The organism is Nocardia sp. NPDC055029 (genome assembly GCF_053608525.1).
This window is the reverse complement of sequence record NZ_JBSGVQ010000017.1, coordinates 48,700-61,269: the sequence shown is the minus strand read 5'-3', so window position 1 is coordinate 61,269 and position 12,570 is coordinate 48,700. Positions and strand designations below refer to the sequence as shown.

Annotated in this window: 15 protein-coding genes; 6 read left to right on the top strand and 9 right to left on the bottom strand. The window is 67.1% G+C overall.

Annotated elements, in window-relative coordinates; genetic code table 11:
* Nucleotides 1-92 precede the first annotated feature (92 nt).
* The 4 genes from ACWF9G_RS17075 to ACWF9G_RS17060 all read left to right on the top strand — a co-directional run bounded on the left by ACWF9G_RS17075 (nucleotide 93) and on the right by ACWF9G_RS17060 (nucleotide 4,467).
* Nucleotides 93-1,511, top strand: coding sequence for an LCP family protein (locus ACWF9G_RS17075; protein WP_379303952.1), 1,419 nt, complete (start codon nucleotides 93-95; stop codon nucleotides 1,509-1,511).
* Nucleotides 1,512-1,514: 3 nt separating this feature from the next.
* Nucleotides 1,515-2,228 carry a TIGR03089 family protein gene (locus tag ACWF9G_RS17070; RefSeq protein WP_379303712.1) on the top strand — a complete coding sequence of 238 codons (714 nt, stop codon included), beginning with the start codon at nucleotides 1,515-1,517 and terminating at the stop codon, nucleotides 2,226-2,228.
* A gap of 114 nt (nucleotides 2,229-2,342) precedes the next feature.
* Nucleotides 2,343-3,671: a cytochrome P450 gene (locus ACWF9G_RS17065; protein WP_452516294.1), complete on the top strand. Its 1,329-nt coding sequence runs from the start codon at nucleotides 2,343-2,345 to the stop codon at nucleotides 3,669-3,671.
* Nucleotides 3,672-4,056: 385 nt separating this feature from the next.
* Complete coding sequence (locus tag ACWF9G_RS17060; RefSeq protein ID WP_452516293.1) at nucleotides 4,057-4,467, top strand: hypothetical protein; 411 nt, start codon at nucleotides 4,057-4,059, stop codon at nucleotides 4,465-4,467.
* 13 nt (nucleotides 4,468-4,480) lie between these two features.
* On the opposite strand, the gene ACWF9G_RS17055 is transcribed toward ACWF9G_RS17060, so the two are convergent.
* From ACWF9G_RS17055 to ACWF9G_RS17025, 7 genes are all read right to left on the bottom strand, one after another.
* On the bottom strand, nucleotides 4,481-5,101 hold the full coding sequence (locus ACWF9G_RS17055; RefSeq protein WP_452516291.1) for a HEAT repeat domain-containing protein: 621 nt from the start codon (nucleotides 5,099-5,101) through the stop codon (nucleotides 4,481-4,483).
* Nucleotides 5,098-6,390 (bottom strand): putative toxin, encoded by a 1,293-nt coding sequence (locus tag ACWF9G_RS17050; RefSeq protein WP_452516289.1) that lies wholly within the window; start codon nucleotides 6,388-6,390, stop codon nucleotides 5,098-5,100. The genes ACWF9G_RS17055 and ACWF9G_RS17050 overlap by 4 nt, the downstream gene beginning before the upstream one ends.
* A gap of 6 nt (nucleotides 6,391-6,396) precedes the next feature.
* A complete protein-coding gene (locus ACWF9G_RS17045; protein ID WP_452516288.1) occupies nucleotides 6,397-6,672 on the bottom strand; it encodes a WXG100 family type VII secretion target in 276 nt (91 codons plus the stop codon).
* 1 nt (nucleotide 6,673) lies between these two features.
* Complete coding sequence (locus tag ACWF9G_RS17040) at nucleotides 6,674-7,009, bottom strand: WXG100 family type VII secretion target (RefSeq protein WP_452516286.1); 336 nt, start codon at nucleotides 7,007-7,009, stop codon at nucleotides 6,674-6,676.
* 171 nt (nucleotides 7,010-7,180) lie between these two features.
* Nucleotides 7,181-7,345: a hypothetical protein gene (locus ACWF9G_RS17035; RefSeq protein WP_452516284.1), complete on the bottom strand. Its 165-nt coding sequence runs from the start codon at nucleotides 7,343-7,345 to the stop codon at nucleotides 7,181-7,183.
* Nucleotides 7,346-7,386: 41 nt separating this feature from the next.
* Nucleotides 7,387-8,085 carry a response regulator gene (locus ACWF9G_RS17030; protein ID WP_189026580.1) on the bottom strand — a complete coding sequence of 233 codons (699 nt, stop codon included), beginning with the start codon at nucleotides 8,083-8,085 and terminating at the stop codon, nucleotides 7,387-7,389.
* On the bottom strand, nucleotides 8,082-9,635 hold the full coding sequence (locus ACWF9G_RS17025) for a sensor histidine kinase (protein WP_379303696.1): 1,554 nt from the start codon (nucleotides 9,633-9,635) through the stop codon (nucleotides 8,082-8,084). The genes ACWF9G_RS17030 and ACWF9G_RS17025 overlap by 4 nt, the downstream gene beginning before the upstream one ends.
* A 79-nt stretch (nucleotides 9,636-9,714) precedes the next feature.
* Here ACWF9G_RS17025 and ACWF9G_RS17020 point away from each other — a divergent pair, with 79 nt between their 5' ends.
* Nucleotides 9,715-11,067 (top strand): cation:dicarboxylate symporter family transporter, encoded by a 1,353-nt coding sequence (locus ACWF9G_RS17020; RefSeq protein ID WP_452516282.1) that lies wholly within the window; start codon nucleotides 9,715-9,717, stop codon nucleotides 11,065-11,067.
* A 50-nt stretch (nucleotides 11,068-11,117) separates the two neighbouring features.
* Here ACWF9G_RS17020 and ACWF9G_RS17015 read toward each other — a convergent pair whose 3' ends face one another.
* Nucleotides 11,118-11,336, bottom strand: a complete 219-nt coding sequence (locus tag ACWF9G_RS17015) for a DUF4287 domain-containing protein (protein WP_379303692.1) — start codon at nucleotides 11,334-11,336, stop codon at nucleotides 11,118-11,120.
* Nucleotides 11,337-11,415: 79 nt separating this feature from the next.
* Nucleotides 11,416-11,838, bottom strand: a complete 423-nt coding sequence (locus ACWF9G_RS17010; protein ID WP_379303690.1) for a DUF4267 domain-containing protein — start codon at nucleotides 11,836-11,838, stop codon at nucleotides 11,416-11,418.
* A 111-nt stretch (nucleotides 11,839-11,949) separates the two neighbouring features.
* On the opposite strand from ACWF9G_RS17010, the gene ACWF9G_RS17005 reads away from it, so the two are divergent.
* Nucleotides 11,950-12,525 (top strand): TetR/AcrR family transcriptional regulator, encoded by a 576-nt coding sequence (locus ACWF9G_RS17005; protein ID WP_379303688.1) that lies wholly within the window; start codon nucleotides 11,950-11,952, stop codon nucleotides 12,523-12,525.
* Nucleotides 12,526-12,570: the final 45 nt, after the last annotated feature.

Here is a 12,570-nt window from a genome sequence, read left to right as displayed (position 1 = left end):
GGCGCGGAGTTCGTCGAGAGGATGCACGAGTGCGAGAGTCGACACGACCACCCACGGTCGCCACGCAGACCGGTGCGGTCGGCCCGGCGCAGATGATGGTGGCGATCGCGGCGGTCCTGGTGCTTGCCCTCACCGGCTTCGCGTGGCGCAGTGTCGACAATCTGATCGCCAATATCGACCGCATCGGCGGGCTCGGTCTCGGCGGCGGCCGCGACGGCGCGGTCGACATCCTGCTGGTCGGCGTCGACAGCCGCACCGACGCCCACGGCAATCCGCTGACCTCCGCCGAACGCAAGCTGCTGCACGCCGGCGACGAGGTCGGCACCAACACCGACACCATCGTGCTGGTCCGTGTCCCCAACGACGGCCGCTCGGCCACCGCGATCTCGATCCCGCGCGACTCCTACGTCGACATTCCCGGCCAGGGCAAAGGCAAGATCAACTCCGCCTACGGCGCCACCAAGGAGACCGAACGCGCGAAGCTGCTGGCCAAGGGCGGTTCCGAGGCCGACGCCGAACGGGATTCGACGAAGGCGGGCAGGCAGGCGCTGATCAAGTCGGTGGCCTCGCTCACCGGCATCACCGTCGATCACTACGCCGAGGTGAGCCTGCTCGGCTTCGTGCTGCTCACCGATACCGTCGGCGGCGTCGAGGTGTGCCTGAACAACGCGGTCGACGAATGGATGTCGGGCGCCGACTTCCCGGCCGGGAAGCAGCGCCTCGACGGTGGGCAGGCGTTGAGCTTCGTGCGCCAGCGCCACGGGCTGCAGCGCGGCGACATCGACCGGATCGTGCGTCAGCAGGTGTTCATGGCCCAGCTGGTCGGCCAGTTGCTCGATGCGAAGGTGCTGGCGAATCCGGGCAAGCTCGGCGAGATCAGCGAGGCGGTCGGCCGGACCGTCGTGCTCGACGAGGACTGGGATGTGCTGGCCTTCCTGCAGCAGCTCAAGGACTTGTCCGGCGGCAAGGTGGAATTCGAGACCATCCCGGTCGCCGATCTCAACAGCATGACCTCGGCGGGCGAATCGGTCGTGCGGGTCGAGCCGAAGGCGGTGCAGGACTATGTCGCCGGGCTCGTCGGAGAGAAGAAGGAGTCGGACGACAATCCGGAGGTCGACCCGTCGACGGTCTCGGTGAGCGTGTTCAACGCGGGCGGCACCGCCGGGCTGGCCGCCAAGGTGTCGACGGCGTTGACGGGCAAGGGTTTCCGCGAGGGTCTGGTGGGCAATTACACAGGTGGCAGCGTCAGTTCGAGCCGGGTGCTCGCTCTCGACGCCGAGAATCCGAAGGCTGTCGCGGTGGCCGAGGCACTCGGCGGTCTCACCGTGGTCGCGGATCCGTCACTGTCGGCGGATACCGTGAGCGTGGTGCTGGCGAGCGACTATTCTGGTCCGGGCTCGGCCGCGGCAGGCATGTTCGATTTCGACGGAACATCCTCGGCGACCGCGACGCCAGTACCGCCAGCCCCGCCGATCGATGCAGGCCAGAACGGACCGAAATGCGTGAACTGACCCATGGTTGAGCCGAACTCGACCCTCACCGACGCCCTCCTCGACCCGATTCTCGAACGCGACCCCGCCGGTCCGCGCGTCACCTGGTACGACGACGCCACCGGCGCCCGCATCGAACTGTCCGGCCTGACGCTGGCCAACTGGGCCGCCAAGACGGCCAACCTGATCCGTGACGAGTTCGCGCTCAGCCCCGGCGCGAGGGTCGCGGTGCTGCTGCCCGCGCACTGGCAGACCGCCGCGGTGCTGCTCGGCTGCTGGTGGGCAGGCACGGAAGTGGTGCTCACGCCCGATCCCGACGCCGACCTCGCGCTGGTCACCCCCGACCGGCTCGACGACGCCGACGGTGTCGGCGAGGTGGCGGTGCTGTCGCTGGACGCCATGGGCTCGCCCGTGCGCGACCTGCCGGTCGGCGTCACCGATTTCGCGAGCGCGGTGCGCGTGCACGGCGACCAGTTCCTGCCCGGCGGATTCCGGGCGGCGCTCGACGGGCTCTCGGTCGGCGAGGTGCTCGCCCAGGCGCGGAGATCTGCCGCGCTGCAGGATATCTCCGCAGGTGATCGGGTGTTGTCGAGCTCGCCGTGGGAGACCGTGCAGGAGCTGATCGACGGGTATATCGCGGTGTTGTTCGCCGGTGCCTCGCTGGTACAGGTCGTCAATCCCGATCCCGCCGCGGTCGAGCATCGGGCCGCCACCGAACGGGTGACGGTCCGGCGCTGACCCCGCCGGGTCTCCTACCCAGGTATAGGTCGATCTCCGACTGGAACACGTTCCGCGCCGCTCGAAAAGTCCGTACCGTGGAGGACACCTTTCGGCAGAGCGGCAGGGGTGGCGATGATTGCGCAGTACTGGTTGCGATGGTCAGCCGAGCACGGAGCGCCGCGGGCGATCCTGCGCTGGCAGGTCCGGCGGGGTGACCCGTTCGCCGTCCTGCTCAGCGGGCAGCGCGGTCTGCACGACCCCTACCCGCTGATCGACGAACTGCGCGAGCCCGGTGGTTTGCTCCGGACTCCGCTGTCCTATGCCGCCTTCGATCACCCGCAGGTGCGGGGCATCCTGCGCGACACCCGATTCGGTGTGCGGCAGGCGCTCGGCGGCGAGCTGCCAGGGCCGTGGCGCAAGCTCGCCGAGCGGGTGACGGTGCCGCCCAATCCGGTCGAGCCGCCGTCGATGCTGGTCCTCGATCCGCCCGAGCACACCAGGATGCGCAAGCCCGTGTCCTCGGCGTTCACCCCGCGCGCCATCGCCCGGCTGCGTGATCGGGTGGAGGTGGTCACCGCCGAACTGCTCGACGCGATGCCCGCGCACGGATCGGTCGACCTGATCACCGATTTCGCGGCCAGGGTGCCGATCGCGATCATCGCCGAGATGCTCGGCTTCCCCGCGTCCGACCGGGAACTGTTCCTGCGCTGGGGTGACCGGGTGACGCCGCTGCTCGACATCGGTACCTCGTGGCGGTCCTACCGTGGCGCGATGGCCGCGATCGAGTCGATGGACGAGTACCTGGCCGCCCACATCGCGAAGCTGCGCCGGGAACCCGGCGAGGACATCCTGTCGACCCTGGTGAGCTCGGGTGATCTCGATCTGCGCGAATTGCAGGCCGGTGCGAGCCTGCTGATGGGCGCGGGTTTCGAGACGACGGTCAACCTGATCGGCAATGCGATCGCGGCGCTGTCGGCCAACCCGGATCAGCTCGCGATCGCCCAGGCCGATCCCGACCGCTGGTCCGATGTGGTGGAGGAGACCCTGCGCTTCGATCCGCCGGTGCAGACCACGGCGCGCCAGGCGCTCGAGGATATCGAGATCGACGGTGTCACGATTCGCGAGGGCGCCACCGTCATCCTGTCCCTGGCAGGCGCCAACCGCGATCCCGCGGTCTTCCCCGACCCACACCGCTTCGACATCGACCGCCCGAACCTGCGCGAACACGTGGCCTTCAGCAGCGGCATCCACGCCTGCCTCGGCGCGAGCCTGGCCCGCATGGAAGCCGTCCACGCCCTGCACGCCCTCTACACCCGCTACCCCGACCTGCGCCTGCGCGAGGCACCGACCCGCCGAAACCTGTTCACCCTGCACGGTTTCGAGCACATGCCGGTCGACCTGGGCCCGGTCGCCCGGACGAAAGCACCCGACGGTCTGGCCGATGCCGCGCGCCTGTCCTGACTTGCCCGCCACGTCCCGACCTACTCCGTGCAGCGCCAGCCCGACCGATCCCGCCTTATCGAAGTCACCACGGCCCCGCAATGAGTTCTAGGCGTGCCCGGCGTGCCGAGTCCGTGCGCAACCAGGGTTCCGTCAAGTCGTCATTCAGCAGGTCAAGATCAGTTGGAAGCGTCGGTTGAAGTCGGTTGTGTACTGCGATGACGACCCGATCCGGGCTCGGCATCGGTCTTCGTCGAAGGAGGCATCGCGGACGTAGTTCGGCTAGCCTCAGGGCGCTAGGATTCGCTCGCCGAGATATGGCGGTGTACGCGGTGGCCGCTGTCCGGATGCTGGATTCGCATCCGCGCGCGGTCATCATCCGATGGGACAGGAAGAGGAATCGCGAATGTCGTGGCGCGACAGTACACCCCAGCCGGTACAGGACGACGTGGACAACCTCCTCGATTCCGCCTTGACATTGGCGGAGGGCCATCTGCGGGAGCGGGGGGAATTCTTCCCGTTCAGCCTGGTCGTCGATCTCGAGGGCGGCGTAAGAGTGGTGGATGTCGACGCGCCGGATGCCCGGCAGGCGAAGCCGATGATCTTCGGCGCGCTGGCACAGATGCGGGGCGAGCTACGTGCGGCCGCCGTGGTTACCGACGTAGCGCTGCCGGAGACCGCGTCCAGTGGTATCGAGGTCCATCTCGAGCATGCCCACGGGATCGCCATCGGCGTGCTCGAACCCTACCGCCTCGCCGGCGGGGAACTCGAGGCCGAAGCGTTGGAAGGACACACCGCGGTCCGTGCGGTGTGGTGAGATTGCGGCCGCGTCAGCTCTGGTCGTGATCGAGGATTCGTTTCGCGAGCTGGCGAATGCGGGGCTTTCCTGAACTCAGGAATGGCTCGATCTGGTTGCGCGCGCCTTGCACCCGCATCTTCGCCAAAGCTTCCAACGCATTGCCTTCGACGGATTCGTCGTCGATCAGGCTGAGCGCGACGGCGGTTGCATCGGGGTGACGTGATTTACCGAGCCAGGTCACGATCATGCCGCGACTGCGGCCGAAGCCTCGGTCGGCGGCGATGGCTGCCAGGGCGTCGAAGTGTTCTTTTCCGGCGGGAATGTCGTACAGTGCGTTGCCTGCGGCCCACCGAGTATCCAGGCTAATGGCTTTGGCGTGGTCGAATTGGGAAATCAGCGCCGGTATCGCAACGGACTTTCGGGATGCCTTTGTGCCGAGCGTCCGAGCGATCATCAGCCGTGCCATATCGCGCCCCCTGGTTTCGTCGCCGGGCCAGCGGGTTTCGAGGTTGACAAGCCAAGCGGACAGCACGTCGATGATCTTTGTGTCGACCGGTTTGTCGGGAAGATCGAATATGGTTTGGGCGTAGCCGCCCGCGCGTCGGTACTCGTCGAGCAGTGCAGTTCCCGCGCGGTCATCGGTAGGCGTCAACTTTGGAAATCCATCCTCACATGTTTGATCTTGCCTTGGTTGACCAGGCTCTGCATCTCGGCGGTCAGCTTGGTGTTGTTGTCAGTGATGAGAACGAACTCGTATCCTCGCCGATCGCAGTACGCTAGTTCATCTCTGATCTGGTCGGTCATGCCTTGGGTTTGCACATTCTTGACCTCGGTGAGCCGCCGCTGACTGTGATCGAGAATATCCGGCGTGCGCCGTTTTCCTGAGTCGCCGATGATAGACTCCTTCTTTTTCATCGGGTCGACCCCGGCGCGCACCTCGGCCTTCTCGCCTTCGAGCCTGTTCCGGCGGGTAGTTCCCGAACTGGCCGGCGGCGGTGGGGTTTTCAACTGCTTGTTCAACAACGGCTGAAACTGGGAGGTCATCACAAACCGGACCGTTCCCGACGCGGCGGTGAACGTACCCGTGCTCAGCGCTTCAGCTTGGGTAAGAGCCTTCATCGCAGTCTGGATGCGATCGCGGGTAACGTCGATTTCCGTCTCGGCGAGTTTTTTGGCGAGAGGTGTTACCGGCCGTCCGCCGATGAGCGCGCCGAGTACATCGGCGCCGAGGGCGCTGGCGAGCAGGGTGAGCTGCAACTCAGAGTATTCCTGCACGTCCTTCAGCGTTGTCGCGTATCCGTCGACCGCGCCGGAAATATTGCGCATGGCATCACTGAGCGTGTCGACCGCGCCTACCACCGAGTTGTGCGCGTCCTTGATGTCGGGAAGCTCATCGGTCTTCGAGCCGTCGAGATTCTGCATCTTCTTTCGGATCTCGGTGTCGAGCGTGCCGTAGACCGATGCTGCGTTGAGCCAGCTTGTGGCGACCTGTGCCATCAGCGCGGCATTGCCGTCGAACCAGATCTCGGGTGACATGACGAGATCCCAGGCAGCTGGTTTGGCGCGGCTTCCACCTTTGGGTGACTTCAACGGGCGACAGATGAAGGTCTTGGATCCTGGGTCCGACGGGGGCAACTGTTTGCCGCTGTTGTAGTCTTCCGCGTTTTCGGACTGGTCATGGTTGATGCCGCTCTGCCGGACCAACAGTGCCATCTTCGCGAGTACCTCGGTCGCTCTGCCCGCCGTGACCGTAGCCTCGATACCGCTCGTGAAGTATCCGCGTCCCCAACTGACCCCGCACGGGTCGTTGCCCGCCATGTTCTCCGCACTCCGTAGCTCACGGTCCATGGTGCTGAGTGCGGTGCTCGCCGCACGACTGGCCACGCTGTACTGACCGGAGAGGTCGTAGAACAACTCCGGGTCGACATCGAGTTCGCTCACGCGCGGTCAGCTTCGCCACATCGCGACGTTGGCGGCAATGGCCTGGGTGTAGTTGGAGTGTGCGGCTTGTGCGGCGCGCCGCATCATTTCCACTCCTTCGCGAATCTCCTTCGCCGCTGCCATCAACCGGGTGTGCGCGGCTTCCTGGGAAGCTGCCGCCTCACCTTCCCATCCGGTCTGTAGCTTGCTGATCGCGGTGTCGAATGCCTCGATCTGGTCGTCGAAGAACCCCTCGAAGCCTTGCATCCGGGCGATGACGGAGTCGAGTTGCGCCAGGTTCACGCTATGAGACATCGGATAGATTCAGTTGCCAGGCAACGGCTTCGATGGCCGCCGCGTTCGCGCCCTCCTGACCGAGGTAGGCCTCGGCGGTGTCGTCCAGAGCAACCGTGGTGTCGCGGATGGCGTCCAGCAGTTCGGAGAGCCCCTCACGAACCTCGGCGAAACCCGCGGCGAACTGTTCGCCCTGTCTGCCCGTCCACGTATCGGTCAGTGATGTGACATCTGAATCGAGGGCTTTGAAACCCGACACCATCCCATCGAGCAAGGTCCGTACTGCGGTTGCGGCTGCGGTGAGTTCCGCCGGTGTTGCCTGCAATGGTGGTGTTTCATCGCCCATCTTGCCCCCTACGATCTTGGGACATGATAGCGGCTGAGGTTGAACAGTTCTGCGGCCCAAGGGAGTTCACTGCGGGCTGTTACCCCTTGCTGCAGCTCGGGGACCAAAGCCAGGCATGACCGATGGGACCCGCCCCCGACGAAAGTCGATCAGTCGCTTCGGCGCAGGCGGTCAGGCTGACGGTGTCTCGTCGACCAACCAGTTCGCCCTGGTGTCGACAGCGGTCACTCCAGCCTGGTCGAAGTCCAGTTCTGGCGTGTCGACCACGCACCAGACCGGAGTGTCATAGGACCGGACCAAGTAGCGGCGATCGCCGAGTCCGGCGATGTCGAACACTTGGTGTACTCGATCGCCGCGAGTCGGTTAGCTGAGTTCGGCTACGCCCCTGCGCGCCAGCGGTAGCGGGTCTTCGGGCGACCCGCGCGGCCGTAATCGGCGCGGCGCTCGGCCAATCCGTCGTCGGCGAGTTTCTCCAGGTAGCGCCAGGCGGTGATGCGGGAGACACCGACGGCGGCCGCAGCGTCGGTCGCGGTGATGCCCGCTTCGGCCGAGCGCACCGCGCGGGACACCTCCTCGAGGGTGTGCTGCACAACGCCTTTCGGTGCGCCGGCCCGCTGATCGGCGGTGCGTAGCGCGCCGAGGGCGCGGTCGATGTCGTACTGCGACAGGGCCGCCTCGCCCGCGGGCAGCGCGGTGTCGAAATCGCGGTAGCGCTCCAGCTTTTCGCGGAACGCGGCGAAGGTGAAGGGCTTGAGCAGGTAGAGCACCACGCCGTGGGCGACGGCGCTGCGCACCATGTTCAGCTCGCGGGCCGAGGTGATCGCGATGACGTCGGGCCGCGGTTCGAGACTGTTGAGCGCGGCGGCCACCTCGAGTCCGCTGATGTCGGGCAGGCCGATATCCATCAGCACCAGGTGGAACGGCCTGCCGTCGGCGATCGCCTCGGCGGCCAGGCCGAGCGCGTCGCGACCGGTGTGCGCGACACCGCCGGTGACGAATCCGTCGAGCCGCTCGAGATAGGCCCGATGTGCCTGGGCGATCAGCGGTTCGTCCTCGACGATCAGGACGCGGATCATTGTTTCTCCCTCAGCGGAATGCGAACGATGACCGCGCTGTGTGGTGCGGCCGTGGTGGTGATGGCGCCGCCGTGCCGATCGACGAGGCGGTGCACGAGTGCCAAGCCGAGTCCGGCGTGGTCGGATTTGGTGGTGTAGCCGCGTTCGGCGGCGCGCACGAACATCTGTGCCGACATGCCGGGTCCGCTGTCGGCGACCCGCACCAGCAGTTCGCCGTCACGGTGGCAGACCGACACCTCCACCCGCTTGTCGACGGTGCCGGCGGCGGCGTCGATCGCGTTGTCGACGAGATTGCCGACCAGGGTGACGGCCTCGTGCGCCGAGAGGGGATCGGTGGAGTCCAGCGCGGTGTCCTCGCTGATGGCCAGGCTCACCCCGCGCTCGGCCGCCTGATCGACCTTGCCAAGCAGCAGCGCGGCCAGCGCCGCGTCACCGACCGCGGCCAGCAGCCGGTCGATGAGGACCTGCGAGAGCTGTAACTCCGCGGTGGCGAAGGCGACGGCCTCCTCCGGACGGCCCAGCTCGACCATCGTGACAACGGTGTGCAGCCGGTTCGCCGCTTCGTGCGCCTGCGCCCGCAGCGACTCGGCGAAACCGCGCACCGAGTCGAGTTCGCCGAGGACCGCGCGCAGTTCGGTCTGGTCGCGGATGGTGAGCACGGTGCCGATCGGGCGGCCCTCCCAGCTGACCACATCCTGGTTGACCAGCAGCACCCGATCGGTGGTCACGTGCGTCTCGTCGCGCACGACGCCCCAGCGCATCTGCCGCAGCGAGGTCGGCAGGTCGCTGCGATGCACCGGCCCGTCGGGCAGGTCGAGCAGTGTGCGCGCCTGATCGTTGACCACCTCGGCAGGCCCGGGACCCGACCCGAACACCACCAGGCCCTCGTGCACGGAGTGCAGCACCGCGTCGTGGTGTTCGTAGAGCGCGCGCAGTTCGTCGGGCGCAAGGCCGTGGGTCTGGCGGCGCAGCCTGCGGCTGATCAGGAACGACGACAGCGCGGCCAGCGCCAGACCCGCCGCGGAGACACTCAGGATCACAGGCACCTGCGACGCGACCTGGGTGCCGATCCTGGCGCGGGTGACCCCCGCCGAGACCAGCGCGACCACGCGGCCGCTGTCATAGACCGGGGTGACCGCGCGGATCGAGGGTCCGAGCGTGCCGGTGAAGGTCTCGGTGAACGTCTGCCCGGCCAGCGCGGCGTCGATGCTGCCGGAGAACGGCTTGCCGATCATCGCGGGATTGGTGTGGGTGTAGCGCGTGCGGTCCGGGGCCATCACGACGATGAAGTCCATGCCGGTGTCGGCGCGGATCCGCTCGGTGGTCGGTTGCAGCAGCCCGCTGGGGTAGGGGGAGTTCACCGCGGCCAGCGTCGACGGCGCCCGTGCCACGGAGACAGCCACGTCGCGGACCTGCAGTTCGGTGGCCACATCGTGGTCGTGACGGGCGTCGAAGACGGCCAGGATGGCCCCGGTGCCGATCATCAGCGCCAGCACAACCAGCTGCCAGACGAAGGCCTGCCCGGCGAGCGACAGCCGCACTCGTCGCATCCCTGACCCTCCGACCTCATCTTGAACGTTATGCACCAAATGTGATGGGTATCACAGCGGTTGCGCATGCTTGGACGCCATGAGCACAACCACCGCATCATCGCGGAAACGCGACCATACCCACTGGCTGTACATCGCGGTGATCTTCGCGGTCTTTGCGGGCATCCTGGTCGGCCGGCTCGCGCCGGAATTCGGTCAGTCGCTGGCGCCGCTCGGCACCCTGTTCGTGAACCTGATCAAGATGATGATCGCACCCGTCATCTTCTGCACGATCGTGCTCGGCATCGGATCGGTGCGCGCGGCAGCCACTGTCGGCAAGGTCGGCGGCCTGGCCATCGCTTACTTCCTGGCGATGTCGACCGTCGCGCTCGGTATCGGTCTCGTCGTCGGCAACCTGATCGAACCGGGGACCGGACTCGGCGCGGGCAGTGTGGGGGCGGGCGCCAAGTACGCCGAGCAGGCGCACGGCGCCGGCGGCACCTGGGACTTCATCCAGAACATCGTGCCGACCACCCTGGTGTCCTCGCTGACCGCGGGCAGTGTGCTGCAGGCGCTGTTCGTCGCGCTGCTGGTCGGGTTCGCGGTGCAGGCGATGGGCGAGGCGGGCACGCCGATCCTGCGGGCCGTCGCGCTCGGCCAGAAACTGGTGTTCCGAATCCTGTCGATGATCCTGTGGCTGGCCCCGATCGGCGCGTTCGGCGCGATCGCCAATGTGGTCGGCCGGACCGGCTGGTCGGCGGTGGTGCAGCTGGCGACGCTGATGATCGCGTTCTACCTGACCTGCCTGGTCTTCGTCTTCGGCGTGCTCGGCGTCGTGCTGCGGGTGGTCTCGGGGGTGTCGATCCTGAAACTGTGCCGGTACCTGGCGCGTGAATACCTGCTGATCGTGGCGACCTCGTCCTCGGAATCGGCACTGCCGCGCCTGGTCGCGAAGATGGAGCACGCCGGTGTCGAGCGCACGACCGTGGGTGTCGTTGTGCCGACCGGGTATTCGTTCAACCTCGACGGCACCGCGATCTACCTGACGATGGCGTCGATCTTCATCGCCGACGCGATGGGCAAGCCGCTGAGCCTGGGCGAGCAGATCGGCCTGCTGCTGTTCATGATCATCGCCTCCAAGGGCGCGGCGGGTGTCACCGGCGCCGGCCTGGCCACGCTCGCCGGCGGCCTGCAGAGCCATCGCCCCGAACTGCTCGACGGTGTCGGCCTGATCGTCGGCATCGACCGTTTCATGTCCGAAGCCCGTGCGCTGACCAACTTCTCGGGCAATGCGGTGGCGACCCTGCTCATCGGCACCTGGACCAAGACCGTCGACGCCGACCGCACCCGCCGCGTCCTCGATCGGGAACTGCCCTTCGACGAGGAGACGATGGTCGACGACCACCCGGTCGACGCCCCGGCGCTCGAGCCGAAACCCGTTCCGGTGCAGTGACTACGCGAAAGGCCCCGCAGCGTCTGCGGGGCCTTTCGGGGTGTGCGGGATCAGGCGCGCGCCCACTTCTCCGGGTTCAGGTGGTACTGCACCAGGGCGGTGGCGTGGCCGTGGCCCATGCCGTGCTCGGTCTTGAGCCAGGTGACCAGGGCGGCGTGCTTGGTCTGTTCGGTCGCGCCGAGGAGGGCGAGCCACTCGTCCACGGTGCGGCCGTACTTGGCCTCGATGGTGGGGAAGTAGGACGCGGGGCCGTGCGGTGCGTTCGCCATGGTGGTTCCTCCTCGGTGGATGCTCGTTATGGGTGATGACGATGGGGCCGCGCGGAATTCATCGCCGGGGTGAGCGGGGTCACACCGCGACCGCGACGCGCTGTTCGGATGCGGTGGTGGTGCGGCGTTCGCGGATCAGCAGGGCGCCGGTGAGGGCGACGAGTGCCGCGGTGAAGCCGTGGACGCCGAACGCGGTGGCGGTGGAGCCGTTCCAGCTCAGCACCGTGATCATGTCGCCGACCGGAATCAGCGCGAACGCCAGCATCGTGATGCCGAGCGCGAAGCGTTGCCGGGTGGCCAGCAGCGCGAGAATCACGATGCCGGTGGCCACATCGCGCACACCTTTCACGTTCAGGAAGCCCACCGCGTCGCCCGCGGGCCAGGCAGGCAGGCCGAAGCCCGCTGCCGTGGCTTCGGGGACGATCAGGTAGCTGAGGCCGACGTAGATGATGAACGCCCCGCCGGCCAGGGAGAGGGCGGTGGCGATGCGCGAGATGGTCATGGTGTTCTCCTGGATCTGTTTTGTGTTGCTCTGAAATCTAGCGGCGCTAGATGTTGTGGAGAACGATAGCGTGGCATCGCTATCTTGTCTAGCGTTGCTAGAATTGCGAGCATGAGCACCCAACCGCGCAAGGAACGTGAACGCGCCCAACGACATCAGCAGATCATCGATACCGCCAGGGAGCTGGCCGAAGCGGAGGGCTGGGACGCCGTCACCATCCGCAAGCTGGCCGAACGCATCGAGTACAGCCAGCCGGTGCTCTACAGCCACTTCGCGAACAAGGCGGCCATCCTCGGCGCCGTCGCCCTGCAAGGCTGCGTCGAGTTGGCCGAGGACGTGCGTCGCGCGCGCGAGGCCGCAACGACCCGGACCGAGATGTTCGACAAGGTCGCCCGCGCCTACCTCGACTTCGCCACCGCCAACCCGGCCCGCTACGACGCGATCTTCGTGCTCACCACCGACCTCACCTTCGGCCTCGACGCTCCCCAGCCGCTGCGCGATGCCTTCGCCGGCCTCGAGGCGATGTTCAGGTCGGGCGCCGAGGGTGACGAACTCGGCGCGCGCACCGAGGTGGCCTGGGCCTCCCTGCACGGCATCGCGACGCTGGAACGCAGTGACAGGTTGCGCCCGGAACTGCGGGAACGGCGGATCGCCCTGCTTGTCGAGAGCTGGGCGGCATTCGCCTGACCGCATCCGCCCGTGGTCGCGGGCCGCGGGCCTCGGCCTGCCCAT